Here is a 26,688-nt window from a genome sequence, read left to right as displayed (position 1 = left end):
ACATGCGCGGGCTGCCCGCCCGCCTGGCCTCGGCACGTCCGTGGGAGGCGCAGGTCGACGACGAGCACGACCACGAGAACCCGGTGCCGACGGCCGCCGCGCTCGGCCTGCACGTCTGCACGCACTGCACGGCCGTCTGGCGCGATGCCGAAGATGGCGACGCCTGCGCCCGCTGCGGCACGCACCTGCACACGCGCAAGCCGCAGAGCCTGAACCGCACCTGGGCCTTCCTGATCGCGGCCTGCATCATGTACATCCCGGCCAATCTGCTGCCGGTGATGATCACGCGCACACTGTTCGGCGCGCAGTACGACACCATCCTGAGCGGCGTCATCTACTTCTGGGTGTCGGGCGCCTGGGGGCTGGCGGCCATCGTGTTCATCGCGAGCTTCCTGGTGCCGCTGTTCAAGCTGGCGGTACTGCTCTTGCTTGTGGTGCTGGCGCAGCGACGCAGCAACTGGCGCCGGCGCGAGCGGGCCAAGCTGTATCACATCATCGAGATCATCGGACGCTGGTCGATGCTCGACGTGTTCGTGGTGTCGCTGCTGACGGGGCTGGTGCAGATCCAGGGCTTCGCGGTCATCACCGCGGGCGTGGGCATTGCGGCCTTCGGCGCGGTGGTGGTGCTGACCATGCTGGCCTCGCTGAGCTTCGACCCGCGCCTGACGTGGGACGGCCCGGTGCCGCAAGCAGACACGGACGAACGACACATTGAAAGCAGGGAAGAAAAAATCGCATGAGTGAAGAAGACACGCAACCGCAAGACCGTCCGGCAGCGTCGGCCCCGCCCGCGCTGCCGAAGCCGAAAGTGGCGCGCCGCCGCGAATGGCTGCCCTCGCTGATCTGGCTGATTCCCATCGTCGCCGCGCTGGTCGGCGTGACGCTGGTGGCGCGCATCCTCATGGAGCGCGGCCCCGAGATCGTGCTCACCTTCAAGACGGCCGAGGGCCTCGAAGCCGGCAAGACCGCCGTGAAATACAAGGACGTGCAGATCGGCCTGGTGCAGAGCCTGCGGCTGGCGCGCGACCGCTCGCACGTGCGCGTGCTGGTGCAGCTCAACAAGGACGCCGAGGGCTTCACCTCGGCCGACTCGCGCTTCTGGGTGGTGCGGCCGCGGCTGGACACCTCGGGCATCTCGGGCCTGGGCACGCTGCTGTCGGGCGCCTACATCGGCGCCGACGCGGGTGTCGAGAAGGAAACCGCGGGTGAATTCACCGGCCTCGAAGCGCCGCCCATCGTCACGCGCGGCGACTCGGGCCAGCAGTTCCTGCTGCGCGCGCGCGACGTGGGCTCGCTCGACGTGGGTTCGCCCGTGTACTTCCGGCGCATCAAGGTCGGGCAGGTCGCGGCCTACGAACTCGACGGCGACGGCCGCGGCGTCACGCTGCGGGTGTTCGTGAACGCGCCGTACGACAAGTTCGTCGGCATGAACACGCGCTTCTGGCAGGCCAGCGGCATCGACGCGCAGCTCAGCGCCAGCGGCTTCACGCTGCGCACGCAATCGCTGGCCACCATCCTGCTCGGCGGCATCGCCTTCCAGGCCCCCGACGACGCCATGGGCCCGCTGGCCAAGGAGAACACCGCCTTCGTGCTGGCGCAGGACGAAAGCGCCGCCATGAAGGAGCCCGACGGCCCCTCGCAGACGCTGCTGATGTACTTCAACCAGTCGCTGCGCGGCCTCACGCCGGGCGCACCGGTCGACTTCCGCGGCGTGGTGCTGGGCGAGGTGAAATCCATCGGCGTCGAGTTCGACCGCGCCGAGCGCGAGTTCCGCATGCCGGTGCTGGTGCAGATCTACCCCGACCGCCTGCGCCGCCGTGAGAGCGGTGCCGGTGCGCAAGCCACGGAGTCGCGCGCGACGCAGCAGGAACGGCTGCGCTTCCTGGCCGAGAAGGGCCTGCGCGCCCAGCTGCGCAACGGCAACCTGCTGACCGGCCAGGTCTACGTGGCACTCGACTTCTTCCCGAAGGCGCCGCCCGCGAAGATCGACCTGTCGAAGAGCCCGATCGAGCTGCCGACCATCGCCAACGGCCTGGACGAAATCCAGTCGCAGGTGCAGGAAATCGCCACCAAGCTCAACAAGGTGCCCTACGAGCAGATCGCCACCGACCTGCGCACCACGCTGGCCACGCTCAACAAGACGCTCACCAGCACCGAGCAGACCGTCAGCCGCATCAACAGCGACGTGACGCCCGAGCTGGCCGCCGCCATGAAGGACGTGCGCAAGACCGTCAACTCGGCCGAACGCACGCTGGCCGACGACTCGCCGCTGCAGCAGGACATGCGCCAGACCCTGCGCGAGCTGACGCGCGCCGCCGGCTCGGTGCGCGTGCTGACCGACTACCTCGAACGCCATCCCGAATCGCTGCTGCGCGGCAAACCGGACGACAAGAAATGAAGACGACGACGACCTTCGCGCTCGCGGGCGCCGCCGCGTTGCTGCTGCTGGCAGGCTGCGCGAGCAAGCCCGACAGCTACTACACGCTGGCCAGCCCGCCCGCGCTCACCGACGCGGCGCCGCGCACTCCTGATGCCGCCGCGCCGCTGTACATCGAGCTCGCGCCCGTGGCCGTGCCCGAGCGGTTGGCGCGCCCGCAGATGGTGGTGCGCCGCCCGACCGGCGGCGTGCAGGTCGACGTGCTCGAGCAGCACCGCTGGGCCTCGTCCTTCGAGAACGAGCTGCGCGACGCGCTGGGCAGCGGCATTGCCAGCCGGCTCGGCGCGCTCGACGTCACGCAGGGCGGCCGCCAGACCTCGCAGCCCGTGTGGCGCGTGGCAGTGCAGGTGCGCCAGTTCGAGATGGTGGACGGCGGGCGCGTGGACGCCGGCTTCACCTGGACCCTGCGCCGCTCCGACGAGGCGCGCACGCTGGTGTGCCGGCTCGACGCGGGCGAGGCCACCGGCAGCGGCATGGACGCGCTGGCGCAGGGTGCGCAGCGCGTGACGGCCGCGGCGGCGGCGGCCATGGCGCGCAGTGTGAACGCGGCGCGGACGAACCCGGGTGCGACGGCGTGCGCGACCTGAGACTTTCACCTTTCCCCCATGGGGGAAGGCACCACGCCGGAATCCGATAGATCGGAGGCCCCATGGCACAGATTGGCAAGGCGCCCTGCGACGACACGCTGATCCTGCATGGGTCTCCATCTCCCACGGAAGAGGGCGCCTGCCCCGAAGCCTCCAAGCCCTGGGTGCTCGCCGCGGCCATCGTCGGCTCGAGCATGGCCTTCATCGACGGCACGGTGGTCAACGTTGCCTTGCCGGCCATCCAGGCCGATCTGTACGCCACGGCCTTCCAGGCGCAGTGGGTGGTCGAGTCGTACGCCTTGTTGCTCGCGGCGCTGCTGCTGGTGGGCGGCGCGCTCGGCGACCGCTACGGAAGGCGGCGCATCTTTGCCATCGGCGTTGTCGTGTTCGCTTTGTCGTCGGTGGGCTGTGCGCTCGCGGCCGACGTGCAGCAGCTCATCGCCGCACGCGCGATTCAAGGCATCGGCGGTGCGCTGCTGGTGCCGGGCAGCCTGGCGCTCATCAGTGCCTCGTTTCCCGAGAAGGAACGCGGCAAGGCCATCGGCACCTGGTCGGGCTTCAGCGGCATCACGGCGGCGGTGGGGCCGGTGCTGGGCGGCTTCCTGGTCGATCACTTCTCGTGGATCTGGGCCTTTCTCATCAACGTGCCGATGGCGCTGCTCGTGCTGTGGATCGTGCGCCGCCACGTGCCCGAGAGCAAAGGCGCCGCGGCGCGCGGCGGGCTCGATCTGTGGGGCGCGCTGCTGGCGACCGCCGGGCTGGGCGGCATCGTCTACGCCTTCATCGAGGCGCCCACGCAAAGCTGGCGTTCGCCGGCCGTGCTCGCGGCGTTGGTGACCGGTGTCGTGGGCAGTGTCGGCTTCGTCATCGCTGAACGTCGGGCGCGCACGCCGATGCTGCCGCTGTCGCTGCTGCGCATCGGCAACTTCAGCGGCGCCAACCTGCTGACGCTGCTGCTGTATGCGGCGCTGGGCGGCGGGCTGTATTTCTTTCCGCTCAACCTGATCCAGGTGCAGGGCTACTCGGCCACGGTGGCGGGCGCGGCGCTGCTGCCGTTCATCTTCCTGATGTTCGCGCTCTCGGGCTGGGCCGGGCAGCTGGTCGACCGCTTCGGGCCGCGTCTGCCGCTGGTCATCGGACCGGCCATCGCGGCCGTGGGCTTTGCGCTGTTCGCGCTGCCGGGCGTGGGCGCGAGCTACTGGAGCGGTTTCCTGCCCGCCGTGGTGGTGCTGGGTTTCGGCATGACGGTGACGGTCGCGCCGCTCACCACCACGGTCATGAACGCCGTGGGGCCCGACCTCGCGGGCGTGGCCTCGGGCGTGAACAACGCGGTGTCGCGCGCGGCGGCGGTGCTGGCGATCGCGGTGTTCGGCGCCATCATGGCCTGGGCCTTCGACGCGGCGCTGGCCGAGCGGCTGCAGGCGATGGGCGCGTCGGACGAGGTGCGATCTTTTCTTGCGGCCGAGCGCGACCGGCTGGCGGCGGCCGGTGCGCCGCCGGGGGCCGACGCGGCCACCGTCGCCGCCGTGAAGCGCGCGGTGGCCGAATCCTTCGTCGCGGGCTTTCGCTGGGTGATGCTGCTGAGCGCCGGCCTGGCCGTGCTGAGTGCCGTGAGCGCCTGGTTGATGATCCGGCGCGCGCCTGCAGAAAACCAAGACAACAACAAGCCATGAGACAGGAGACAAAGAACCGATGGAAGCAGCACAACCGGCCGACGCGCCGCCGCACGTCGATGTCCTGATCGTCGGTGCCGGCCTGTCCGGCATCGGCGCCGCCTGCCACCTGCAGGCGCAGTGCCCGGGCCGCAGCTACGCGATCCTCGAAGGGCGCGAACGCAGCGGCGGCACCTGGGACCTGTTCCGCTACCCGGGCGTGCGCTCCGACTCCGACATGTACACGCTGGGCTACGTGTTCCGCCCGTGGACGCAGGCCAAGGCGATCGCCGACGGCCCGTCGATCCTGCAGTACGTGCGCGACACCGCGCGCCAGCACGGCATCGACGACAAGATCCACTACCAGCACCGCGTGGTGCGCGCCGCCTGGTCGAGCGCGCAGGCCTGCTGGACGGTCGATGTGGAGCAGGGCCCCGACAAGCGGCTCGTTCAGTGGCGCTGCAACTTCCTGTTCCTGTGCAGCGGCTATTACCGCTACGAAGCGGGCTACACGCCCGACTTCGCCGGCATGGCCGACTTCAAGGGTCGCATCGTCCATCCGCAGCACTGGCCCGCCGACCTGGACCACGGCGGCCGGCGCGTGGTCGTGATCGGCAGCGGCGCCACCGCGATGACGCTGGTGCCCGCCATGGCGAAGACCGCCGCGCACGTCACGCTGCTGCAGCGCTCGCCGACCTACGTGGTGGCGCGCCCGGCCGAAGACCCCATTGCCAATCGCCTGCGGCGCCTGCTGCCGGCGATGGCCGCGTACCGCCTCACGCGCTGGAAGAACGTGACGCTCGGCATGCTGTTCTTCCGTCTCGCGCGGCGTAAGCCGGCGCGCGTCAGGCGCATGCTGCTGGGCGGCGTGCGCCACGCGCTCGGGCCCGGCTACGACGTCGCCACGCACTTCACGCCGCGCTACAACCCGTGGGACCAGCGCCTGTGCCTCGTGCCCGACGGCGACCTGTTCGCAGCGCTCAACGCGGGCCGCGCCTCGATGGTCACGGACCACATCGACACCTTCACGCCCGAGGGCCTGCGGCTGAAGTCGGGCCGCGAACTCAAGGCCGACATCATCGTCACCGCCACCGGTCTCGAACTGCAGGTGCTCGGCGGCATCGAACTGAGCGTGGACGGCCGCCGCGTCGACCCCGCAGCGACCTTCAACTACAAGGGCATGATGTACAGCGACGTGCCCAACCTGGCCTCGTCCTTCGGCTACACCAACGCCTCATGGACGCTCAAGTGCGACCTGACCTGCGCCTACGTCTGCCGGCTGCTGAACCACATGCACAAGCACGGCTGGCGGCAATGCACGCCGCACAACGCGGGCCCTGACCTGTCGCCCGAACCGTGGATCGATTTCAGCTCGGGCTACGTGCAGCGCTCGCTCGACAAGTTTCCCAAGCAGGGCACGCACACGCCGTGGAAACTGCACCAGAACTACCTGCGCGACATCCTCCTGCTGCGCCTCGGGCGCGTGGACGACGGGGTGATGGCGTTCTCGAACCGCGCGGTCTGATCGCGGCCTGACCGCGTTGCGTGACGCGGCGATGTATAGCTCTGCTCAATACAACATCGAAGATTTTTGAATTGGATCGATGGCAGGCGGCGGTGATTTACTCCGCCCGGCGTTGCACTCGCACTGAAAAAACGGCGAGGCGGTGCCCGGGAATCACCCCACGACCCTGTGATGAGGAGACCTCATGAAGTCATCGATCCGTGCATCCCTGGCGGGCCTGTTGTTCGCAGCGCTGGCAGGACATGCAAGCGCCGCCTCGCTGGACGCTTTCGCGGCCACGCCGAACGCCGCCATCTCCGGCAACAACATCGAGAACCTGACGCAGTCCACGCCCGAGATGTGCGCGTCGGCCTGCCTGGGCGCGCCACGCGGCGCCTGGTGCGTCTCGTTCGACTACAACAAGGCCGGCCAGAGCTGCGACCTGAGCGACAAGCGCGCCGCCGACGTGGGCGGGCTGAAGACCGACTACCCCGGCAACCCCTATGACCACTACAGCCTCAAGCCCGATCCGCTGAAGCCTTTCGCGCGCACGCCCAATGCGGCCATCAGCGGCTACAACACCGAAGCCCTGCAGTCCGTGACGCCCGCCGACTGCGCCAACGCCTGCACCGACGCGAGCCGCTCGTCGTGGTGCAAGTCCTTCGACTACCACAAGACCGCGCAGCGCTGCGACCTGAGCGACAAGCGCGCCAGCGACATCGGCGGCCTGAAGACCGACTACGTCGGCAATCCCTACGACCACTATTCGCTGATCGCGGGCGAGGGCGTTCCCAATCCCGTGCCCGGCAACAAGCACATCCTGCTGATCGGCATCGACGGCCTGCGCGGCGACGCCATCCAGTGCGCGGGCTGCGTGCAGACGCCGGCGATGTCGTCGCTGATCGCCGGCGGTGCCTTCCACGGCAACGTGCTGGCGGGCGGCACCAAGCAGGCGACCGTGAGCGGGCCCGGCTGGTCGTCGGTGTTCACCGGCTTCTGGGCCGACAAGCACGGCGTGACCTCGAACACCACCACCTTGCCGCTGAAGAAGACGCACGTGTTCGACCAGATCAAGGCGGCCTGGCCGACGGCCACGACGGCGGTGGTGGGCGACTGGTTCAACATCACCCACAACCTGCGCCCCGCGCTGGCCGACTTCGTGGTCGCCAACGCGGCCAAGAATTCGCAGCAGGCCACCGATGCCGTGAAGGGCTGGCTGAGCTGGAAGCACCCGCCAACGGCGATCTTCTACTACCTGCACAACGTCGACGTCCACGCGCCGAGCTACGACCCGCTCAATGCCTACTACCAGGGCAAGATCGCCGGCGAAGATCAGCAGATCCAGCAGGTGCTCACGGCGCTCACGTCGCGGCCGAACTACGCCAACGAGGAATGGCTGATCGTCGTCACCTCCGACCACGGCGGCACGGGCAGTGGCCACGGCGGGCAGACGGCAGGGGAACGCAGCACGCTGCTGATCCTGAACAACAACCACCAGAACCCGCTCAAGCCCAGCTACTGCGTGGGCAGCCTCGGGGGTACCGCATTGACGCAGGTGGACGGCACGACGCCGCACATCCTGGACTTTCTGGGGCTGCCGAACACCACCGAAGGGCAGAAGCACCCTGCGTGCGGCAACTGAGGCCGGACGAATCTGGAGAGCGCTGAAGGGGAGGGTAGCCCGCGCGCATGCCGTGTGCGGCAGGCGAAATGCCTACCCTTCGGCGATCAGCGGGTTGAACCCGCACATAATCTCGCGTTTTCTTTTGTTCTGAATCTCTCAGGTAGCCACGCCGTGTCGAAGCCAACCTGCCCCTGGACTTCGACCAACCCTTCCCGGCTGTGGTGCGCCCGTGTTCGAACGCTATTACCGCGAGCTGCTGAGCTTTCTGTCCCGCAAGGTACCCGACCGCGCCACCGCGGCCGACCTGGCGCAGGAGAGCTACGTGCGGGTGTACGAGGCGCAGCGCACGGGCAGCGTGGTGCGCGACCCGCGCGCGCTGCTGTATCGCACGGCCCGCAACCTCGTCACCGACCACCACCGCCGCACCAGCGTGCGCGCGGGCGGCGACACGGCGGCGCCCGATGACGCACCGCCCGACGCCGACGACTGCATCGGCCCGCCCACCTTCGAGCCCGACGCCATCCTGTCGTCCAGCCAGGGCATGGCGGCCATGGTCGAGACCATCGACCGGCTGCCTCCGCGCTGCCGCGAAGCCTTCGTGCTCTACAAGTTCGATGGGCTCTCGTACGCCGAGGTGGCTGCGCGCATGGGCATCTCGGTGCGGACGGTCGAGATGCAGTTGCGCATTGCGATGGAGGCGTGCTGGGCGTGCCTGGAGCGGACCCGTGGTTCAGAGTGAGATGAGACGCCCCATTACAGGGTTTGACCACGCTCGTGCGTCTACCCCCCTAAGAACGATCCCCACGTCATGACCCTCACGTCGCCTCCGTCCGAAGAAGCCCTGCGCCTGCGACAGGACGTGCTGGACTGGTTCGTCCGCCGCCAGCGCACGCACTGGAGCGCGTCCGACGAGCGCGCGTTCCAGGCCTGGCTCGGCGCCGATGCGCGCCATGGCGAGGCGTTTCGCGAATGGGAGTCGCGCTGGCGCGCCTTCGACGCGATCGCGCCCGAGACGGTCGCGAGCTGGCGCAGCGGCTTCGAAGGCCGCGCGCCCGCCGCACCCACGCGCCGCGGCTTCCTGAAACCGGCGGTTGTGCTGGGCGTTTCCGGCATGGCGGTCGGCGCCGGCTACCTCGGCTGGCGCCACCTGCAAGCCCAGCCCGTGTTCGAACAGGCCTTCGCCACCCGACGCGGCCAGCAGCTCGAGGCGCCGCTGCCCGACGGCTCCCGGCTGCGGCTGGACACCGCCACCCGCCTCGAAGTGCGCCTGTTCCGCGACCGCCGCGAGGTGACGCTGCTCGACGGGCAGGCGGTGTTCGCGGTGCAGTCCGATGCGAAACGCCCCTTCGACGTGCTGGCCGGTCCGCTGCGCGTGCGGGTGGTCGGCACGCGCTTCGCCGTGCGCCACACCCCCGGCATGCCGGGCGCCGACGGCACGCGGGTGTCGGTGGAAGAGGGCAAGGTGCGCGTGCTGCACCGGGCGCCGGATGCGACGAGCGAAGTCTTCCTGACCGCCGGCCGCCAGGTGGAAAGCGACGCGCAGGGCCGGTTCTCCGCCGTCTCGGCCGTGCCGCGCGACGGCATCGCGCCCTGGCGCGAGCACCGCCTGAGCTTCGTCGACACGCCGCTGGCCCGCGCGCTGGCCGAGCTGGAGCGTTACGGCAGCACCGGCCTGGTGGTGAACGACCCGGCCGTGGCGGCCCTGCGACTGAGCGGCACCTTCGACCCGCGGGACGCGCGCACGCTGCGGCGCGCCCTGGCCAGCGCCTTGCCGGTGCGGCTGAAGGACACCGGCACGGTCGCGGAAATCCTGCCGGCCCCCTGAAACAAAAGAATCAAGAATTTCTCGCCGGCACTACGGGGATTCCGCCGGCTCGTGCGTCAGCCCAGATAGGAACCATTTGCATTCACTACCTGGAAGACGTTCGATGACGAAGCGCTTGAGAACAAAGATGACACCCGCGCCGCTGGCCCTGGCCGTTGCACTGGCCGTACTGGCGAACGCGCCCCTGATGGCCCGGGCGCAGGGCGCGCCCCAGCCGATCCGCATCGCGGCCCAGCCGCTGGCCGAGGCGCTGAACGACTGGGCGCGGCAGACCCGCATCCAGCTGGTCGTGCAGCAGAGCCTGGTTGCGGGCAAGACCGCGCCCGCCATCTCGGGCAGCCTCACGGCCCGGCAGGCGCTCGACCGTTTGCTGGCGGGCAGCGGCCTGGCGGCCACGATGGAAGGCAATGCGGCGGTCATCAAGACCGCACCCACCACGGGCGGCACGTCCACGCTGCCGGCGGTGACCGTCGTGGCCGACGGCGAGGAAAGCGCCACGGGCCGTGTGCAGGGCTACGTCGCCAAGCGCAGCGCCACCGCCACCAAGACCGACACGCCGATCATCGAGACGCCGCAGTCGATCTCGGTCATCACGGCCGACCGCATCGAGGCCATCGGCGCCACCAACCTCAAGGACGCGCTGGGCTACACGCCGGGCGTGTCGACCACCACCTACGGCGCCGATTCGCGCTACGACTGGATCTCGCTGCGCGGCTTCGACGCCTATTCGCCGGGCTTCTACCTGGACGGCCTGCCGCTGCGCAACAACAGCACCTGGGGCGTGTGGCGCACCGAGAACTACGGCGCTGAACGCATCGAGCTGCTGCGCGGCCCGTCGTCGGTGCTGTACGGCATGAGCGGCCCCGGCGGGGTGGTGAACGTGGTCAGCAAGCGCCCGACGGCGGAGCCCGTGCGCGAGCTGCAGCTGCAGGTGGGCGACCATGCCCGCAAGCAGGTGGCGGGCGATTTCTCGGGCGCACTCGACGCCGACGGCAAGCTGCTGTACCGCATCACCGGCCTCGTGCGCGACGCGCAACTGCCGGCGGGCAAGGAGGCCGACGACCGCATGTACATCGCGCCCGCGCTCACCTGGAAGCCGTCGAGCGACACCACGCTCACCTTGCTGTCGCAGTTCTCGCGCACGCGCGGCGGGGTCTACACGCGCGCGCGGCCGCAGGTCGGCTCGCTCGATCCGACCGCGATCGGCACCACCATTCCCTCGAAGCTGTTCGTCGGCGAGCCCGGCTTCGACCGCTTCGACCAGGACCAGGAGATGGTCGGCTACCAGTTCGAGCACCGCATCAACGATACCTTCACGGTGCGGCAGAACGCGCGCTACGCGCACCAGAAGCTCGACTACACGGGCACGCAGCTGAAGGGCTTCATGGCGCTGAACCCCGAGGTGCCGAACGACCCGCTCAACTTCCAGCAGATGTCGCGCAGCGTGTTCGGCAGCCGCGAGAACATCGGCGCCCTGGCACTGGACAACCAGCTGCAGGCCGATTTCCGCCTGGGCGAGACACAGCACAAGGTGCTGGTCGGGCTGGACTACCAGCGCACCCGCATCGACCAGGTCACCTTCAGCGGCGGCAGCGCCTCGCCGCTGAACATCTACGCGCCGGTGTACGGCGGGCCGATCGAGCGGCCCGCGCCGTATTTCGACGGCATCACGCGGCTTGCGCAGACCGGCGTCTACCTGCAGGACCAGATCAAGTGGGGCGAGCGCTGGACGCTGACGCTGGGCGGGCGCTACGACACCGCCGACAGCACCGTGGACAGCCGCCTCGACGGCTCGCGCCAGCGCATGCGCGACCACAAGTTCACCAGCCGGGCCGGCCTGGTCTACCTGCACCCGAGCGGCTGGGCGCCGTACCTGAGCTACTCGGAGTCGTTCGCGCCCACGGCCACCATCGACCCGGCGTCGGGCGACCCGTTCAAGCCCGAAAGCGGCAAGCAATACGAGGCCGGCGTGCGCTACCAGCCCACGGGCAGCAAGGCGATGTACAGCGCCGCCATCTTCGACCTGCGGCGCAAGAACTACATCAGCTACGACGGCGAGTTCATGCCCAAGCAGACGGGCGAGATCTCGGTGCGCGGCCTGGAGCTCGAGGCCACGGCGGAGATCGCCTCGCGCCTGAACCTCACGGCGTCGTACAGCTACACGCCGCGGGCCATCGTCACGGCAAGCGCCAACTCGAAAGAGATCGGCAAGCAGGCCACGGCCGTGCCGCGCCACCGGCTGTCGGTGTGGGCGGACTACCGCTTCGCCGGCGGCGTGAAGGTGGGCCTGGGCGCGCGCTACACGGGTTCGAACTACGGCGACGGCGAGGCCGCGTGGCCGAGCAAGGTGCCGGCCTCGACGGTGTTCGACGCCATGCTCGGCTACGACATCGACCGCTGGAGCCTGGCGCTGAACCTGCGCAACCTGACCAACAAGACGTACTTCGCGAACTGCGGTTACCGCAACTGCTACTACGGCTACCCGCGCACGGCGACGGCCACGGCGACCTACCGCTGGTAGGTCAGCGACGCTGTGCCAAGAGGTGCCGCCCCAGCGCCTCGAAAGCCGGCAGCGTGACCGGGTCGTTCGCGGCGTTGCCCGCGATCGGGTGCGAGGCGTAGCGCACGATCACCATCTCGGCCTTCGGGTCGATGTAGATGCGCTGGCCGTGCACGCCGCGCGCCATGTAGGCGCCGTGGTCGTTGTGCGTGACCCACCACATGTCGCGGTAGCTCCAGCCTTGCAGCAGGGGGTAGCCGCCTTTGGTGAAGGCGGCCTTGTCGCCGCCGCGGCGGATGTCTTCGACGGCGGCCTTGGGCACGATCTGCCGGCCTTTCACGCGGCCGTCGTTGCGCAGCATCTCGCCGAAGCGCGCGAGGTCGCGCAGGCCAGTGTTCAGGCCGCCGCCCGCGAAGGGCGTGCCGATGGAATCGACGGTGAAGTAGGCGTCCTGCTCGGCGCCCAGGTGGCGCCAGATGCGTTCCGACAGCAACTGCGCCACGGTGCGACCGGTGGCCCGCGCGATCACCCAGCCCAGCACGTCGGAGTTGACGGTCTTGTAGCCGAAGCCTTCGCCATGCTTGCCCTCGGGTTGCACGGTCTGCAGGAACTCGTAGTAGCTGCGCGGGCCGGTGTAGTCCTTCGGCTTGGGCAGCGGGTTGCCGGCCTGCGCATGGGCCCAGACCTCGGCCTTCGGGTCGGCGTAGTCCTCGCTGAACTTCAGGCCCGTGGTCATGTCGAGCACCTGGCGCACGGTGGCGTTGCCGAAGGCCGAGGTCGCGAGTTCGGGCACGTAGTTGGCCACCGGCTTGTTGGCGTCGAGCGTGCCTTCGGCCACCAGCATCGCGCCCAGCGTGCCGACCACCGACTTGGTGACCGACATGGCGCCGTGCTGGCCGTCGTCTCTCAGCACGCCGAAGTAGCGCTCGTAGACCACGCGCCCGCGGTGCAGCACGAGGATGCCGTCGGTGTAGGTCGCGGCGAGCGATGCGTCCCAGGTCATGGGAGTCTTCGCATCGAGCGGCGTGAAGCGCAGCGTGTCGATGTCCTTGCGCAAGGCCTGGGGCAGGGCGGTGGGCGCACCGAGCCCGCGTGACGCGTTCACGGTCGGCATCAGCTGGCGGAAATTCGACACGCTCCAGCGCATCGCCGGAAATCGGAAATAGCTGCCGTCGTCGAAACGCAGCGTGCGGTCGGGTGGCGGCGGCGAACCGGTCATCCAGCCGAGCCTGGCGGGGTCGCTGGCGGCGGCATCGGGGTAGGTGGCATCGGCCGCGCCGGCCGACACCGCCAGGGTGGCGAGCGCGGCGGTCAGCAAAGCCTGGGCGCCAAGGCGGGTTCTGGAAGGGGCGAACATGGCAGTTCCGAAGCGGAGGACCGGCCCATTGTGGCCCGCGGCCTAGCCTGCGAACTTCCCACTGACAGCCGCGGCGCAGGTTGACAGGGCGCCGCTTCGGCTTTGATACTGAACCCTTCAGTTCATCATTCAACCCAAGGAGATTCCATGCAGAAGATCATTCCCTGCCTCTGGTTCGACGGCAACGGCGAGGAGGCGGTCAATTTCTACACCGCCATCTTTCCGAAGTCGCGCCTGACCGACACGCTGCTCTGGGGCGATGTGAATCCCGCCAAGAAGGGCAAGTTGCTCACGGCGACCTTCGAGCTCGACGGGCAGTCGTTCATGGTGCTCAACGGCGGGCCCGAGTACAAGATCACGCCGGCCATCTCGCTCATCGTGACCTGCGAGACGCAGGAGGAGGTCGACTATTACTGGGACAAGCTGCTCGAGGGCGGCGGCCAGCCGGTGCAGTGCGGCTGGCTCACCGACCGCTTCGGCGTATCGTGGCAGGTCACGCCGATGCCGCTCATCCGCATGTTCCAGGACAAGGACGCGGCCAAGGCGGCCCGCGCGATGGCGGCCATGATGAAGATGATCAAGCTCGACATCGCCACGGTGAAGAAGGCCTTCGACGGGGAGTGACCCCCGCCGAGGCGCCGATCAGACCAGCCGGCCGATCGGCTTCTTGCGCCACACCAGCCGGTAGTACGCGGTCTGCAGCAGCAGCATCGCGCCGAAGGTCACCGGGTAGGCGACCCAGATCCCGTCCAGGCCCATGCCAAAGTGGCGGCTCATGAGCCAGGCCACCGGCACTTCGACACCCAGGATGCAGACGATCGAGATCAGCGTCGGCACCAGCACCGAGCCGCTGGCGCGCATGATCCCCGAGATGGCCGAGGCCATGCCGAACAGCACCAGGCTCCACAGCATGATGTGCAGCAGGTTCTGCGCGATCTCGATCACCGGCGCGCTGGTGATGAAGAAGCCCATCAGCGGACGCGAGAACAGGTAGCCCAGCAGCACCAGCCCGCCCGTCAGCACGAGGTTCATGCCCAGCGCGGTCTGCACGATCGCGCCCAGCCGGTTGGCGCGGCCCGCACCGATGGCCTGCGCGCCGAGGATCGACGTGGTGATGGCGATCGAGATGGCCGGGAACTGCACGTAGGCCACCACCTGGTTCACCGCGCCGTACGCGGCCGTGGCGTTGGAGCCGTAGCTGTTGACCATCGACAGCAGCACCACTTCGGCCAGCGCCACCACGATCATCTGCACGCCGGTGGGCACACCGATCTTCAGCACCGCCTTCAGCAGCTGCGGCTGGATGCGCAGGCAGCGCACGAACTCCGCGTCAGGCGCGAGCGGGCTCTTTTTCTGGCGCAGCCGGAAGCCCAGCCACGTGGTCGCAACCGCGAACGACAGCACCGAGGCCCACGCGCCGGCCGCCACGCCCAACTGCGGCAGCCCGCCCCAGCCGCGGATGAGCGCGGGCGTGACCACCAGGCCGATGGCCGTGGAAATCAAGAGCGTCAGCAGCGGCGTGATGGTGTCGCCCACGCCGCGCAGCATGGCGGTAGCCAGCAGGAACAGGAACACGCCGGGCATCGCGATCAGCATGATGCGGGCGTAGCGCGTGGAGTCGGCCAGCACGTCGGGCGGCGTGCCCAGCATGGCCAGCATCGGCGTGGTGAACAGGCCCCCGAACACCGCGATCGCCAGCCCCAGCAGCAGACCCACCGTGAGCGTGGTGCCCGCCACCGCCTTGGCCTTGGCCGCGTCGCGCGCACCCCAGGCCTGGCCGATGAGCACCGAGGCGCCCGCGCCCAGGCCGATGATGAAGGCGATGAAGAAGAACATCACCGGGAAGAAGCTCGACACCGCCGCCAGCGCGCTCACGCCGAGCATCTGCCCGACGTAGACGTTGTTGATGGTGCCGGAGAGCGACTGCAGGATGTTGCTGAGCAACATCGGCGCCAGGAAGAACAGGAACACCTTCCACAGCGGACGCGGCGCACCCACCGGCGCCACGGGCACGCCGCGCAGTCCGCTCGGGTTGCCGGGGCTGGTGGAGGTGGTGCTGCTGCTGTCGGGCGCCGCGCTCATGCAGCACCCCAGCCACCGGCCGACAGCTTGTGCAGGTGCACGCGCAGGTCGGTGGGCCAGGGTTCCACGAGGTCGCTGAAGCGCTGATGCTCGCCCGCGAACAACGCGCGCGTGGCTTCCTCGAAGCCGGGCAGGTTGCCCGCGATGGCGGTCATGAAGCGGTAGGTGGCTTCGCGCGCGGCGCGCACCGTGTCGCGGTCGGCGTGCACGTGGCGTGCGTCGTCCACCAGCTTGCGCAGCGCCACCGAGGCGCCGCCCGGCTGGCGGCCGAGCCAGTCCCAGTGACGCGGCAGCAGCGTGACTTCGCGCGCCACCACGCCCAGGCGCGGACGACCAACGCCGCGCGGTGCGTCTTCGTGTTTCTCGGCTTCGAGCGCGGAGGTCTCGATGGCCTTCGGGTCGCGCAGGTCGACATCGAGCTGCTCGCCGGTCTGGTCGTCGAACACGAGGCAGGTGGCGGCGTCGCCGCGCTCGCGCAGTTGCGTGAGCACCTGGGCCTTGGTGCCGGCGGCGACGCGCTGGAAGCCGGCAAACGCAGTGAATGTGGTCGGTAGTTCGTCGGGTGACATGCAAATTCTTTTTGGGTTGTCGATCCGGGCGGAACGAAACGAGGTTCGTAATCTACCCGCAGGACGGTTCAGGCGTGCGGCGTGTCGTGATCGCACAGCACCCGCAGCGCGGCATGCAGGTCTGGCAGGCGTTGCGGGTCCAGCGATTTCACGACATCGACGCAGATCGCTTCGACGGTGGTGATGGCGGCTTGCATCAACTTCCTTCCGCCGCTGCGAATATTCGCATGGCGCCGGGGGTCGCCATCCGTTCCCGTCGTGCGCTCGGCCAGGCCGGTCTTTTCGAGCAGCACCATCTTGCGGATGAGCGCCGACATTGGCAACCCCAGCGTGTGCGCCAGCTCGGCCATCGGCATGGCGCCGTTGCCGGTACGCAGCAACAGGTGGAGCAGGGTGAAGTCGTCGTAGTCCAGCCCGTGGAAGGCGCCCAGGTCCTCGTTGAGTTTCAGGCTCAGGCTGGCGTGGGCGCGGCCGAGGTCGAGGCAAAAGCCCAGTGCGTCGGTGCTCATGGCGTGTTGTAGCCCTTCTCAGTGGTGCACTGGAGTTCCTCGCGCCAGAGCTCCAGCAGCTTTTCCAGTTCCGCCGCGCGGTCGAAGGCGGGGTCGTCGCGCTCCTTCACCCGGTCGATCACCTCGAAGCCGAAGTGCGTCGCGCCCTGCGCCACCCAGTCGCGCTGCAATGCCTTGTTGCGGTGCGAGCGCAGGTTCAGCTCGAAGCGGGCGCGGTTCATGGCGCCTTCGACGTCGAGGCTGCCGGCCACGTAGACGCGGCCGTCCATCAGGTTGCGGATCACGAAGACGCCGGCGGGGCGCACGCTGTCCTTGTATTGCTTGACCAGGGTACGCCTGGTGTGGGGAGATGGATTCATCTCCAAATATTACCCGGGCAAAATATAAAACACAATACACCCGGGTAAAAATAGATTCACTCGGCGCGCAGCCGATGCCAGCCGCGCAGCACCCGCCGGTGCACCGCCCGCACGATGCGCCAGGGGCGGCTTTCGCGCACGCGTGTCAGCACCTGGTCTTTCCAGCCTTTCCAGCGCGGGTACCAGCGGGCGAACCAGGCCAGCCGCATCAGCGAGCCCTCGACCAGCTGGAAGATCCGCGCGACCACGGCCGTGCCCGCGAGCTTGGCCAGCAGCAGCACGGCCATGCCGCTGAACGCGTGGCCGCGTCCGAACAGGAACAGCGCCAGCAGCTTCACCGGAAAGAGCAGCAGCATCGGCACGAAGAACGCCAGCAGCGCGCCCCAGGGCGGCAGCGCGCGCAGCAGGTTCTCGAGCCGCGCCCAGAAGGGCAGGCGCGCCAGCCGCGCAACCAGCGCCGCGAGCGGGGCCCAGCCCCATTCCTCGAACAGCAGCACCGGCACGAGGATCGTGGTGGCAACGGCGCGAAACAGGGCGCGCAAGGCGCGCACGAGGGGGTTGTGCATGCGCGAAGGGTATACGCACACGGCCGCGCGCCGCCGGGACCTTGCGGACCCTGCGGCGCATCGTGCGAAAAAGCGGCGTCTGCGCGCCTGTCTATTTGCGGCCGACGCTGCTGTCTTCCGCCGGCCGGAAGAACAGGTACTCGCCCCGGCCCAGTTCGGGCGTCACTTCGTAGCCGCTGCACCGCGTGACGTTGCACTGGATGATCACGACGCGCGGCCAGATGGTGGCCGAGGTCGGAAACCCCGGCATGTACTGCGGCACGTGCCAGACGCCGTAGTCGCCCACCGGCTCGGCGTTTTCCGTGCCGCTGGCGTTCTGCAGGCCGCTGCCCATGGGCATCCGCTCGATGCGGATGATCGGCGTGGCGGCGACCGACGCCGTCGCCACGCAACAGGCGGCCAGCCAGAGAGGAACGGTCCTGGTGTTCATGGTGATGGACTCCAGAGCCGACCTCATTGCGCGTCGGCCGGTGCCGAAGCCACCTCGTCGACCGGGTCAGCCGGCAGGCGGCGCGTGATGCGCGCTTCCAGGATGTCCGGCTGCGGGGCCACGGCGCTCGCCATGACCGGGGCCGGCTCCGCCGCAGGTGCCGCGGCTTCTTCGGCGGGCGCTGCGGCCACGGGGGCCGGTGCCACTTCCGGCGCAGACACCGGGACGGCGGTCGCGGCCGGTGCCGGTTGCGGTGCCGGCTGTTCCTGCGCCGGGGCTGCCATGGGCATCGCCTCGACCAGCGTGGCCGGTGGGGCGGGCTGCTGCACCGCCACGACCGGCGCGGGCGCCGGGGCCGGGGCCAACGCGACTGGCGCCGCAGGTGCGACGGGCGCCACCGGCTGGGGCACGGCCACCGCCACGGGGGCCGGCGCAGGTGCTGGAGCCGCGGCCACGGGCGCCACCGGCGCCGCCGGACGTGTCGCCACGGGCGCGCCGGCCGACGAGGCCTGCGGTCCGAACGCGCTCACGCGTTCTTCGGCGGTCATCGACTGCGGGCACTTCGAGCCGGTCATCTCCAGGGCCGCCTGGGCCGCCGGGTCCATGCAGTCCATGGCCAGCGACGCTGCCTTCATGCCCTTGTTCCAGAGCTCGCGGCTCATCTTCAGGCGCTTGCAGTGTTCGTCCGTCCAGGTGGTGCCGAAGCTCAGCCCGACCCCGGCGCCGTTGGCGCTGGCGCTGGTGCTGCCCATGCAGGTGTCGTTGCTGGTCGTCAGGTTCGGGCCGCTCACGGAGGGCACGTTCTTGACGGTGTAGCTGCCACGGTAGTCGACGGTGCTGGTCGTCGCGCCCGTGTTGTTGATGTTCTGTGTGCTGTTGCTGTCCACCGTGGCCCGGGAGGTGACTTCCGAGGGGGCGGAACTGTTGAAATTCACCGCCTGGGTGTTGCCCTGGGCGTTGGTGGTGGCTGAACTCTGCGACTGGTTGTTGGCGCCACCCGCCGTGGTCTGCGCCAAGGCGCCGGCGGACAGGCCCAGCAAGGTCAGGGCAATCAATGTTTTCATTTTTTCGACTCCTTTGGGAAGCAGGGGAGAGGCGTGCCCCTCCCCGTTTCTGGTCCAACAACCGATGGTCCGGATCGCTCAGGGAGCGTTGGCCGTTGCGCCGGAGATCGCGCCACCGGCGGTACCGCCACCGTTGCTGAAGCCCGCTGCGTTGCCCACGGCGAAGTTGATGACGCCCGTGGAACCGCCGGTCGAGCCCGACGTGGCCGAGGTCGTCGTGCCGTTGACGATGCCGTTGACCGCGCCCGAATTGGCGCTGAAGCCGGCCGTCGTGCCCGAGGTGCGCGTCACCACGGCCAGACCGCCGCCAGGACCTGCAGCGGTGGCTGCGGTGTTGTTGGTGGTGGAGCCGGCTGCGCCGCCTGCAGAGCCGCTCACGGGGTTGGCGCCGCCGCCGGCGTAGTTCGCATTGGCGCTCGAGGTCGCATTGGCCTGTGCATTCGCACCGCCTGCAGCCACGCCGTTGCCGGTCGTTGCTGCCACGCTGGTCACGCGTCCTTGCGTGGTGGCCGAGCCGCTGGCGGTGGCGCCGCCGACGCGCAGGAAGGCGTTGCCTGCTGCGCCACCCGCCGCGTTGGCCGTGGCCGACGAGGTGGAGCTGGCTGCGTTGTAGCTCAGTGCGCTGCCCGTTCCGGAGCTGGCGGCGACCGAGCCTGCCGAGCTGGAGGAGCCAGTCGTGGTGTTGGTGACGGCGAGCGCCACGCTGCTGCCAGTTGCGGTCCCGATGCCAGCCACGAGAACCACTGCCATGGCGATAAGAGTCTTCTTCATGATGCTTCCTCGATAGTGTTGAAACGAACCCGATCGCCGGGGAATCCGGCCATCAGCGACGGTCAGCGAGCACGGATTGAATGGATTCCGTTGCGACCGGGATGCAGTTTCAGCGGGGGGAAGGGATCGAAAAATGCCTCAGGCTGGGTAGTGCAAGGCTATGGCGAAAGCAATGTCCGAGGGCGTTTTGGGCGTTGGCAGAGAGCCGGTTCTAGGCCCTGTTCCCCTCGTGGGAACTATCACTTTGGTTCACAATCTGGCAATATTGCAACCGAAAGAAACCAAGGTAATCAAAAAAGCCGATAGCCGGAAAAAGAGTAGAAATCGATTAACTTTTGTTCACGAAGTCGCGACTTTTATCTGTGACAAGGGGGCTTAAATGGAAAACGATCTCGACATTTCATTGACCGATGTCGGTGGTGGCGCTAGGAAATTCTCCAATCCCGGCCAGTTCGGTGGGCTGCTGGCTCCCTCGGCGGATACCCTGCCGTGGCCGGACTACCTGACAGGCCAGGAAACCAAGCCTGTTCGTGTCCTGCTCGTCGACGACGACCCCTTTGTCCGCCGTGTCATCGCCCAGGAACTGCTGGGCGATCTGCGCATCCAGCTCGAAGGCCAGGCCGGCTCCCTGCGCGAGGGAAGGCGCCTCTTGATGCAGCATGAATTCGATGTGCTCATGGTCGACATCCGCCTCGGAGACGGCAGCGGATTCGAGCTCATCGAAGAGGCCAAGAAGCACCGCAGCGCCGCCGAGATCATCGTCATTTCCGCGCTGGAAGACGAGCCCCAGGTGCTGCACGCCTTCGAGCTCGGCGCCTCGGGTTACCTGGTGAAGAACGCCTGGTTCCAGAGCTATGCCCAGGCCGTGTTGCAGGTGGTGAATGGCGGGGCTGCTATCACCCCCCGGCTGGCGCGGCGGCTGCTCGTTCACCTGGACCACCAGCGCGCCAATCCGAGCCCGCTGCGCCCGCCGGACAGCAAGGCGACCCTGTCGGCACGGGAGCGCGAAGTGTTGCGACTTGTAGCCACGGGATATGTGACGGAAGAGATCGCCCTGCAGCTCACCATCAGTGCCCAGACGGTTAACGCGCACGTCAAGAACATCTACCGCAAGCTGCACGCCCATACCCGCGCGCAGGCCGTGAGTTTCGCCTCGCACCGGGGGCTGCTCTAGGGCGCGCTTCGGGCGCGCCGCGTTCGCAGCGGAGCCACCCATGCGCGCGCCCGCGCCCCCGCTCCCGCCGTATTTCCTGGAGGACCAGTTCGTGTGGCTTTCGATCGCCGCCTGGTGTGTGCTCCTGATCTGGCTGTGGCCGCGTGCCTCGCGCCAGCGGATGCTGCTGTGGGTCGGGCTCGCATTCGCGCTGCACCTGACGCCGGTGGTCGGGCAGGTGATTCGCGCGACCTCGGCGATCACCACACTGGGTACCGAGGTGCCGGCGGCCTTCTGGGCCCTGCAGGGTGTGAACGTCGCCGTGCTCTGCATGATCGTGGCCACCTGGTATTTCACGCGGCGCCGCCTCGTGCGCTACCGCCAGGCGCAGGCCGTGCTCGCCGAGCGCCGCCGCATCGCCAGCGACCTGCATGACGGCGTCGGCTCGCGGCTGGTGGCGCTCATGGCCAGCTACGACCCGCGCTCCGCCGACGCCCGCGAGCTGTCGATGGCCCTGCAGGCCTGCCTGCTGGAGCTGCAGCTGACGGTCGACTCCCTCGACGACCAAGCCGACACCAGCATCGGCGAGCGCCTGGGCCACCTGCGTTACCGGCTGCAACCGGCGTTCGACCGGCTCGGCATCACGCTCGTGTGGAACGTGCAGGACGTGGTGCTGGCGCCGCCGCTGTCGCCCGAGGCCGCGATGCAGCTGTGCCGCATCGCGCAGGAGGCCTTGTCCAACGTGCTGCGCCATTCGCAGGCGACCCGTGTGGAAGTGCGCTTCGGCCCGCGCGAGCGCTCGCACGGGCTGGTGCTCGAAGTGCTCGACGACGGCCGCGGCTTGGATGCGGCGGCGGCCGGCGAGGCCGGCGGCAAGGGCCTGCGCAGCATGCGCGAGCGCGCCGACGCGCTGCACGGCGAGCTGGCCGTCATGGACGCGGCGCCGCACGGGCTGCGCATCCGCCTCGTGATGCCCGGCGAAGTGCTGCCGCAGTCGGCGGTCGCGGCACCGGCTGAGAGCACGTTGTAACCATCCCGCACCGGTGCCCGGCGGGGGGCCTCGTCGCCTATGGCAAACTTCCGCGCTTTGCCAGGGACGCGCTCAAGACATGCAGAAAATCATTCGCCAGCTCGCCGTTGAAATCAAGGTCGGCGAGCACCAGGTGAAGGCCGCCGTCGAACTGCTCGACGAAGGCGCCACGGTTCCGTTCATTGCCCGCTATCGCAAGGAAGTCACGGGCGGCCTCGACGACATCCAGCTGCGCGAACTGGAAGCCCGGCTGTCTTACCTGCGCGAACTCGAAGACCGCCGCGTGGCGGTGCTCAAGGCCATCGACGAGCAGGGCAAGCTGACCCCCGAGCTGCGCGCCGCGATCGAATTCGCGCCCACCAAGCAGGAGCTCGAAGACCTGTACCTGCCGTTCAAGCAGAAGCGCCGCACCAAGGGCCAGATCGCCCGCGAATTCGGCATCGAGCCGCTGGCCGACAAGCTGCTGGCCGACCCCACGCTGGACCCGGCCGTCGAAGCCAAGGCCTTCCTGCAGCCCGCCACCACGCTGGACGACGGCAAGCCGGGCCCCGATTTCTCCACCGTGCCGCTCGTGCTCGACGGCGTGCGCGACATCCTGTCCGAGCGCTGGGCCGAAGACGCCGTGCTGGTGCAGCGCCTGCGCGAATGGCTCTGGAACGAAGGCCTGCTCAAGTCCACCCTGATGGCCGGCAAGGACGAGAACAACGCCGACATCGCCAAGTTCCGCGACTACTTCGACTACGACGAACCCATCGGCCGCGTGCCGTCGCACCGCGCCCTGGCCGTGTTCCGCGGCCGCGCGCTCGAGGTGCTCGACGCCAAGCTCGTGCTGCCCGTCGAGCCCGAGCCGGGCAAGCCCAGCATCGCCGAAGGCAAGATCGCGCTGCACCTGGGCTGGAGCCACGCCGCCCGCCCGGCCGACGACCTGCTGCGCAAGTGCGTGGCCTGGACCTGGCGCGTGAAGCTGGCGCTGTCGACCGAGCGTGACCTGTTCACCCGCCTGCGCGAAGACGCCGAAAAGGTCGCCATCAAGGTGTTCGCCGACAACCTGCGCGACCTGCTGCTGGCAGCCCCTGCCGGCCGGCGCGTCGTGATGGGCCTGGACCCCGGCATCCGCACCGGCGTGAAGGTGGCCGTGGTCGATTCGACCGGCAAGCTGGTCGAGACCGCCACCGTGTTCCCGCACGAACCGCGCAAGGACTGGGAAGGCTCGCTGCATACGCTGGGCAAGCTGTGCGCCAAGCACGGCGTGAACCTGATCGCCATCGGCAACGGCACCGCCAGCCGCGAAACCGACAAGCTGGCCGGCGACCTCATCAAGCTGCTGGCCAAGATGGCCGCGCAGGCCGGTGCGCCCGAAATGACGGTCGACAAGGTCGTGGTGAGCGAAGCCGGCGCCTCCGTGTATTCCGCCAGCGAATTCGCCTCGCAGGAAATGCCCGACGTGGACGTGAGCCTGCGCGGCGCCGCCTCCATCGCGCGCCGCCTGCAGGACCCGCTGGCCGAGCTCGTGAAGATCGACCCCAAGAGCATCGGCGTGGGCCAGTACCAGCACGACGTGAACCAGAGCGAACTCGCGCGCACCCTGCAGGCCGTGGTCGAGGACTGCGTGAACTCGGTGGGCGTCGACCTGAACACCGCCAGCGTGCCGCTGCTCAGCCGCGTGTCGGGCCTGTCGGCCAGCGTGGCCAAGGCCGTGGTGCGCTGGCGCGAGGCCAACGGTGCGTTCTCCACCCGCAAGCAACTGCTCGACGTGACCGGCTTCGGCCCCAAGGCCTTCGAGCAGAGCGCAGGCTTCCTGCGCATCCGCGACGGCGCCGACCCGCTGGACATCACCGGCGTGCACCCCGAAACGTATCCGCTGGTCGAGCAGATCATCGTCAAGACCGGCAAGCCGATCGCCGAGCTGATGGGCCGCGCCGACATGCTCAAGACGCTGAAGCCCGAGCTGTTCGCCAACGAGAAGTTCGGCGTCATCACGGTCAAGGACATCCTGGGCGAACTCGAGAAGCCCGGCCGCGACCCGCGCCCCGACTTCAAGGTGGCGCGCTTCAACGACGGCGTGGACGACATCTCCGACCTCACCGAGGGCATGATCCTCGAGGGCACCGTGAGCAACGTCGCCCAGTTCGGCGCCTTTGTCGACCTCGGTGTGCACCAGGACGGCCTGGTCCACGTGAGCCAGCTGAGCCACAAGTTCGTCAACGACGCCCGCGAAGTCGTCAAGACCGGCGACATCGTCAAGGTCAAGGTGATGGAAGTCGACGTGGCGCGCAAGCGCATCGGCCTGTCGATGAAGCTCGACGCAGCGCCCGCACGCCGCGACGGCCCGCGCGACAACCGCTTCGAAGGGGCAGGGCGCGGCCAGCAGCAACAAGGCCGGCGCGACAACTCGCCGCAGCCGGCGGGGCAGATGGCGAGTGCGTTTGCCAAGTTGCAGGGGTTGCGCAAGTAAGCCACCCGCGGACCGCACGTTTCTTGCAAACACCGCCGGCATGAAAGCCCTGCGCATCTACGCCGGCCCCGCGGCTCGTCAGCACATCGAGCAGCACGGCCTGCGTCCGCAGGACGTGCGCACCATCCCCGGCGCGGCGGGCGGGCCCAAGGGGCTGATCCTCGGGCCGCTCGATCGATTCATCTTCGGGCGCTGGCTCACGCAGTCGAGCCAGCCGGTGGACCTGGTGGGTGCGTCGATCGGCGCGTGGCGGCTGGCGACGGCCTGCCTGTCGGACCCGGAGGCGGCCTTCGGGCGCTTCGAGCACGACTACGTACGCCAGCAGTTCGAGGTGCCGCCGGGCCAGAAGCGGCTCAGCCCGCACCAACTCAGCGAACGTTTCGCGGAGAGCCTCGACACCTTCTACGGCGGACGCATCGGCGAGGTGCTGGGCCATGCGCGCTACCGGCTGCATGTGGTGACCTCGCGCGGGCGCCACATCCTGGGGCGCGAGGGCCGGGCGCGCACGCCGGTCGGCTACCTGGGCGCCTTCGCGAGCAACAGCCTGCACCGCAAGAGCCTGGGCGCCTGGCTGGAGCGCTGCGTGTTCTCCACGCCCGGCGCGGCCTTGCCCTTCGGCACGACCGAGTTCCGCACGCGCCAGCACGCGCTGAGCGAGGCCAACTTCAACCGGGTGCTGCAGGCCTCGTGCTCCATTCCGTTCCTGCTGGCGGCGGTGCACGACATTCCGGGCGCGCCGCGCGGCGCCTACTGGGACGGCGGCATCACCGACTACCACCTGCACCTGGACTACCAGCCGGCCGACGAAGGCATCGTGCTGTACCCGCACTTCCAGCAGGCCGTGGTGCCGGGCTGGCTCGACAAGGGACTGCGCTGGCGCCACAAGTCGACGCGCTTTCTCGATCGCATGGTGGTGCTCGCGCCCAACCCCGAGTGGGTGAAGACGCTGCCGCACGGCAAGCTGCCCGACCGCAAGGACTTCATCCGCTTCGCGAACGACGCGCAGGCGCGCATCGCGGCCTGGGGCCAGGCCACGCGCGAGGCCACGCGGCTGTCGGACGAGTTCGAAGCCTGGCTCGGCGACGACGGGCGCTCGCGCGACATCCTGCCGCTCTGAACCCAGCTTGTCCCGTCGGGGACAAACCCTGAGCTCCCGCGCAGGAGCGCGCTTCGAGAATGGTCCGATCCATGCCATCCGAAGGGTTCCCGACCATGCCGCACGCCACGCTCTCCCGCCGCCGTTTTTCCCTTGCCACCGCGGCCGCTGCCGCCAGCCTGGCCGCACCGTCTTTCGCGCAGAGCGCCTGGCCGAGCAAGCCGATCCGCATCGTCGTGCCCTACACGCCCGGCGGCTTCACCGACCAGATGGCGCGGCTGGTGCAGGCAGGCCTGCAGACGCGCCTGGGCCAGCCGGTGGTGATCGACAACAAGCCCGGCGCCAACAGCCTGATCGGCGTCGATGCCGTGGCCAAGGCCGCGCCCGACGGCAGCACCTTCGGTGTCGTCATCGCGGCCTACACGGCCAACACCACGCTGTACCCCAAGCTGCCCTACGACCCGCGCAAGGACCTCGTGGGCGTGTCGCTGATGGGGGTGTCGCCGCTGCTGGCGGCGGTCAACAACGACGCGCCGTTCAAGACCGCGCGCGAGCTCATCGACTACGCACGCAAGCACCCCGGCAAGGTGAGCTTCGGCTCCTCGGGCAACGGCTCGGCTGCGCACCTCACGAGCGAGCTGTGGAAGTCGCTCACGCAGACCTACATGATCCACATCCCGTACCGCGGCGCGGTGCCTGCGCTGACCGACCTGATGGGCGGGCAGATCCAGCTGTTCTTCGACGCGCCCACGGGCCTCATCAACCAGGGCAAGGCCGGCAAGGTGCGGCTGATCGGCGTGGCCGGCGACAAGCGCCTGCCGGCCGTGCCCGACGTCCCCACCTTCATCGAGCAGGGCTTCGCGGGCTTCACCGGCAGCACCTGGGCCGGCATGCTGGCGCCGGCGGGCACGCCGCGCGAGATCGTCAAGCGCATGTCGGAAGAGGTGGCGCGCATTATCAAGAGCGACGAAACGCGCGCCAAGCTCGATGCCATGGGCACCTTCCCGGCGGGCAGCACGCCCGAGGAGTTCGACGCCTTCATCGCCTCCGAGACCACCAAGTGGGGCAAGGTGATCCGCACGGCGGGCGTCAAGCTCGACTGAGCCTCCAGCGCTGTT

At 68.9% G+C, this 26,688-nt stretch carries 24 protein-coding genes; 15 read left to right on the top strand and 9 right to left on the bottom strand.

From position 1 onward, the window contains the following. Window positions 1-2 precede the first annotated feature (2 nt). From AC1RL8_RS02125 to AC1RL8_RS02085, 9 genes are all read left to right on the top strand, one after another. Complete coding sequence (locus tag AC1RL8_RS02125) at window positions 3-740, top strand: paraquat-inducible protein A (RefSeq protein WP_492685713.1); 738 nt, start codon at window positions 3-5, stop codon at window positions 738-740. Then, window positions 737-2,398 (top strand): PqiB family protein, encoded by a 1,662-nt coding sequence (locus AC1RL8_RS02120; protein WP_070060642.1) that lies wholly within the window; start codon window positions 737-739, stop codon window positions 2,396-2,398. The genes AC1RL8_RS02125 and AC1RL8_RS02120 overlap by 4 nt, the downstream gene beginning before the upstream one ends. Beyond that, window positions 2,395-3,024, top strand: coding sequence for a PqiC family protein (locus tag AC1RL8_RS02115; RefSeq protein ID WP_369628874.1), 630 nt, complete (start codon window positions 2,395-2,397; stop codon window positions 3,022-3,024). Before AC1RL8_RS02120 ends, AC1RL8_RS02115 begins: the two co-directional genes overlap by 4 nt. A 62-nt stretch (window positions 3,025-3,086) precedes the next feature. Beyond that, window positions 3,087-4,697 carry an MFS transporter gene (locus AC1RL8_RS02110; RefSeq protein ID WP_492685680.1) on the top strand — a complete coding sequence of 537 codons (1,611 nt, stop codon included), beginning with the start codon at window positions 3,087-3,089 and terminating at the stop codon, window positions 4,695-4,697. Between the two features lie 19 nt (window positions 4,698-4,716). Beyond that, complete coding sequence (locus AC1RL8_RS02105) at window positions 4,717-6,201, top strand: flavin-containing monooxygenase (protein WP_492685679.1); 1,485 nt, start codon at window positions 4,717-4,719, stop codon at window positions 6,199-6,201. Window positions 6,202-6,385: 184 nt separating this feature from the next. Then, window positions 6,386-7,822, top strand: coding sequence for a PAN domain-containing protein (locus AC1RL8_RS02100; RefSeq protein ID WP_492685678.1), 1,437 nt, complete (start codon window positions 6,386-6,388; stop codon window positions 7,820-7,822). 211 nt (window positions 7,823-8,033) lie between these two features. Next, a complete protein-coding gene (locus tag AC1RL8_RS02095) occupies window positions 8,034-8,543 on the top strand; it encodes an RNA polymerase sigma factor (RefSeq protein ID WP_062480225.1) in 510 nt (169 codons plus the stop codon). A 69-nt stretch (window positions 8,544-8,612) separates the two neighbouring features. Next, complete coding sequence (locus tag AC1RL8_RS02090) at window positions 8,613-9,629, top strand: FecR family protein (RefSeq protein WP_492685677.1); 1,017 nt, start codon at window positions 8,613-8,615, stop codon at window positions 9,627-9,629. Window positions 9,630-9,732: 103 nt separating this feature from the next. Continuing rightward, window positions 9,733-12,150, top strand: a complete 2,418-nt coding sequence (locus AC1RL8_RS02085) for a TonB-dependent siderophore receptor (protein ID WP_492685676.1) — start codon at window positions 9,733-9,735, stop codon at window positions 12,148-12,150. Between the two features lies 1 nt (window position 12,151). Here AC1RL8_RS02085 and AC1RL8_RS02080 read toward each other — a convergent pair whose 3' ends face one another. Then, entirely contained in the window at window positions 12,152-13,486 is a 1,335-nt protein-coding gene (locus tag AC1RL8_RS02080; protein WP_492685675.1) for a serine hydrolase domain-containing protein, read from the bottom strand. Between the two features lie 147 nt (window positions 13,487-13,633). On the opposite strand from AC1RL8_RS02080, the gene AC1RL8_RS02075 reads away from it, so the two are divergent. Continuing rightward, window positions 13,634-14,110 (top strand): VOC family protein, encoded by a 477-nt coding sequence (locus AC1RL8_RS02075; RefSeq protein WP_062480220.1) that lies wholly within the window; start codon window positions 13,634-13,636, stop codon window positions 14,108-14,110. A gap of 18 nt (window positions 14,111-14,128) precedes the next feature. Here the strand turns inward: AC1RL8_RS02075 and AC1RL8_RS02070 are convergent, their stop codons facing one another. The 8 genes from AC1RL8_RS02070 to AC1RL8_RS02035 form a co-directional block, all read right to left on the bottom strand. Next, the gene (locus tag AC1RL8_RS02070; RefSeq protein ID WP_070060636.1) at window positions 14,129-15,568 is read right to left on the bottom strand and encodes an MATE family efflux transporter; all 1,440 of its coding nucleotides are present in this window, start codon (window positions 15,566-15,568) and stop codon (window positions 14,129-14,131) included. Further along, window positions 15,565-16,137: a DUF2239 family protein gene (locus AC1RL8_RS02065; protein ID WP_070060635.1), complete on the bottom strand. Its 573-nt coding sequence runs from the start codon at window positions 16,135-16,137 to the stop codon at window positions 15,565-15,567. The genes AC1RL8_RS02070 and AC1RL8_RS02065 overlap by 4 nt, the downstream gene beginning before the upstream one ends. A gap of 68 nt (window positions 16,138-16,205) precedes the next feature. Beyond that, window positions 16,206-16,646 carry a MarR family winged helix-turn-helix transcriptional regulator gene (locus AC1RL8_RS02060; protein WP_492685674.1) on the bottom strand — a complete coding sequence of 147 codons (441 nt, stop codon included), beginning with the start codon at window positions 16,644-16,646 and terminating at the stop codon, window positions 16,206-16,208. After that, window positions 16,643-17,005, bottom strand: a complete 363-nt coding sequence (locus AC1RL8_RS02055; RefSeq protein WP_492685673.1) for a GIY-YIG nuclease family protein — start codon at window positions 17,003-17,005, stop codon at window positions 16,643-16,645. The genes AC1RL8_RS02060 and AC1RL8_RS02055 overlap by 4 nt, the downstream gene beginning before the upstream one ends. 56 nt (window positions 17,006-17,061) lie before the next feature. Continuing rightward, on the bottom strand, window positions 17,062-17,571 hold the full coding sequence (locus AC1RL8_RS02050; RefSeq protein ID WP_095745288.1) for a hypothetical protein: 510 nt from the start codon (window positions 17,569-17,571) through the stop codon (window positions 17,062-17,064). Between the two features lie 91 nt (window positions 17,572-17,662). Then, the gene (locus AC1RL8_RS02045) at window positions 17,663-18,001 is read right to left on the bottom strand and encodes a hypothetical protein (protein WP_062480212.1); all 339 of its coding nucleotides are present in this window, start codon (window positions 17,999-18,001) and stop codon (window positions 17,663-17,665) included. A gap of 23 nt (window positions 18,002-18,024) precedes the next feature. Beyond that, window positions 18,025-19,065 (bottom strand): hypothetical protein, encoded by a 1,041-nt coding sequence (locus tag AC1RL8_RS02040; RefSeq protein WP_492685672.1) that lies wholly within the window; start codon window positions 19,063-19,065, stop codon window positions 18,025-18,027. A 78-nt stretch (window positions 19,066-19,143) separates the two neighbouring features. Further along, window positions 19,144-19,836: a hypothetical protein gene (locus AC1RL8_RS02035; protein WP_062472930.1), complete on the bottom strand. Its 693-nt coding sequence runs from the start codon at window positions 19,834-19,836 to the stop codon at window positions 19,144-19,146. A gap of 379 nt (window positions 19,837-20,215) precedes the next feature. On the opposite strand from AC1RL8_RS02035, the gene AC1RL8_RS02030 reads away from it, so the two are divergent. The 5 genes from AC1RL8_RS02030 to AC1RL8_RS02010 all read left to right on the top strand — a co-directional run bounded on the left by AC1RL8_RS02030 (window position 20,216) and on the right by AC1RL8_RS02010 (window position 26,673). Further along, on the top strand, window positions 20,216-21,010 hold the full coding sequence (locus AC1RL8_RS02030) for a LuxR C-terminal-related transcriptional regulator (RefSeq protein WP_492685671.1): 795 nt from the start codon (window positions 20,216-20,218) through the stop codon (window positions 21,008-21,010). A gap of 91 nt (window positions 21,011-21,101) precedes the next feature. Further along, window positions 21,102-22,019 carry a sensor histidine kinase gene (locus tag AC1RL8_RS02025; protein WP_492685670.1) on the top strand — a complete coding sequence of 306 codons (918 nt, stop codon included), beginning with the start codon at window positions 21,102-21,104 and terminating at the stop codon, window positions 22,017-22,019. Between the two features lie 79 nt (window positions 22,020-22,098). Further along, on the top strand, window positions 22,099-24,474 hold the full coding sequence (locus tag AC1RL8_RS02020) for a Tex family protein (RefSeq protein WP_070060629.1): 2,376 nt from the start codon (window positions 22,099-22,101) through the stop codon (window positions 24,472-24,474). Between the two features lie 40 nt (window positions 24,475-24,514). Further along, window positions 24,515-25,591, top strand: a complete 1,077-nt coding sequence (locus AC1RL8_RS02015) for a phospholipase (protein WP_492685669.1) — start codon at window positions 24,515-24,517, stop codon at window positions 25,589-25,591. A 95-nt stretch (window positions 25,592-25,686) separates the two neighbouring features. After that, on the top strand, window positions 25,687-26,673 hold the full coding sequence (locus AC1RL8_RS02010; RefSeq protein WP_159272713.1) for a tripartite tricarboxylate transporter substrate binding protein: 987 nt from the start codon (window positions 25,687-25,689) through the stop codon (window positions 26,671-26,673). Window positions 26,674-26,688: the final 15 nt, after the last annotated feature.

The sequence above is a fragment of the Variovorax sp. GW822-FHT04E09 genome, assembly GCF_058800845.1.
The sequence above is the reverse complement of the archived record's forward strand: the minus strand, read 5'-3'. Positions and strand labels throughout refer to the sequence as shown.

Coding starts and splice junctions, on each gene's coding strand:
- AC1RL8_RS02125 (WP_492685713.1), top strand. CDS start 3: ATGCGCGGGCTGCCCGCCCGCCTGGCCTCGGCACGTCCGTGGGAGGCG.
- AC1RL8_RS02120 (WP_070060642.1), top strand. CDS start 737: ATGAGTGAAGAAGACACGCAACCGCAAGACCGTCCGGCAGCGTCGGCC.
- AC1RL8_RS02115 (WP_369628874.1), top strand. CDS start 2,395: ATGAAGACGACGACGACCTTCGCGCTCGCGGGCGCCGCCGCGTTGCTG.
- AC1RL8_RS02110 (WP_492685680.1), top strand. CDS start 3,087: ATGGCACAGATTGGCAAGGCGCCCTGCGACGACACGCTGATCCTGCAT.
- AC1RL8_RS02105 (WP_492685679.1), top strand. CDS start 4,717: ATGGAAGCAGCACAACCGGCCGACGCGCCGCCGCACGTCGATGTCCTG.
- AC1RL8_RS02100 (WP_492685678.1), top strand. CDS start 6,386: ATGAAGTCATCGATCCGTGCATCCCTGGCGGGCCTGTTGTTCGCAGCG.
- AC1RL8_RS02090 (WP_492685677.1), top strand. CDS start 8,613: ATGACCCTCACGTCGCCTCCGTCCGAAGAAGCCCTGCGCCTGCGACAG.
- AC1RL8_RS02085 (WP_492685676.1), top strand. CDS start 9,733: ATGACGAAGCGCTTGAGAACAAAGATGACACCCGCGCCGCTGGCCCTG.
- AC1RL8_RS02080 (WP_492685675.1), bottom strand. CDS start 13,486: ATGTTCGCCCCTTCCAGAACCCGCCTTGGCGCCCAGGCTTTGCTGACC.
- AC1RL8_RS02075 (WP_062480220.1), top strand. CDS start 13,634: ATGCAGAAGATCATTCCCTGCCTCTGGTTCGACGGCAACGGCGAGGAG.
- AC1RL8_RS02070 (WP_070060636.1), bottom strand. CDS start 15,568: ATGAGCGCGGCGCCCGACAGCAGCAGCACCACCTCCACCAGCCCCGGC.
- AC1RL8_RS02065 (WP_070060635.1), bottom strand. CDS start 16,137: ATGTCACCCGACGAACTACCGACCACATTCACTGCGTTTGCCGGCTTC.
- AC1RL8_RS02060 (WP_492685674.1), bottom strand. CDS start 16,646: ATGAGCACCGACGCACTGGGCTTTTGCCTCGACCTCGGCCGCGCCCAC.
- AC1RL8_RS02055 (WP_492685673.1), bottom strand. CDS start 17,005: ATGAATCCATCTCCCCACACCAGGCGTACCCTGGTCAAGCAATACAAG.
- AC1RL8_RS02050 (WP_095745288.1), bottom strand. CDS start 17,571: ATGCACAACCCCCTCGTGCGCGCCTTGCGCGCCCTGTTTCGCGCCGTT.
- AC1RL8_RS02045 (WP_062480212.1), bottom strand. CDS start 18,001: ATGAACACCAGGACCGTTCCTCTCTGGCTGGCCGCCTGTTGCGTGGCG.
- AC1RL8_RS02040 (WP_492685672.1), bottom strand. CDS start 19,065: ATGAAAACATTGATTGCCCTGACCTTGCTGGGCCTGTCCGCCGGCGCC.
- AC1RL8_RS02035 (WP_062472930.1), bottom strand. CDS start 19,836: ATGAAGAAGACTCTTATCGCCATGGCAGTGGTTCTCGTGGCTGGCATC.
- AC1RL8_RS02030 (WP_492685671.1), top strand. CDS start 20,216: ATGGAAAACGATCTCGACATTTCATTGACCGATGTCGGTGGTGGCGCT.
- AC1RL8_RS02020 (WP_070060629.1), top strand. CDS start 22,099: ATGCAGAAAATCATTCGCCAGCTCGCCGTTGAAATCAAGGTCGGCGAG.
- AC1RL8_RS02015 (WP_492685669.1), top strand. CDS start 24,515: ATGAAAGCCCTGCGCATCTACGCCGGCCCCGCGGCTCGTCAGCACATC.
- AC1RL8_RS02010 (WP_159272713.1), top strand. CDS start 25,687: ATGCCGCACGCCACGCTCTCCCGCCGCCGTTTTTCCCTTGCCACCGCG.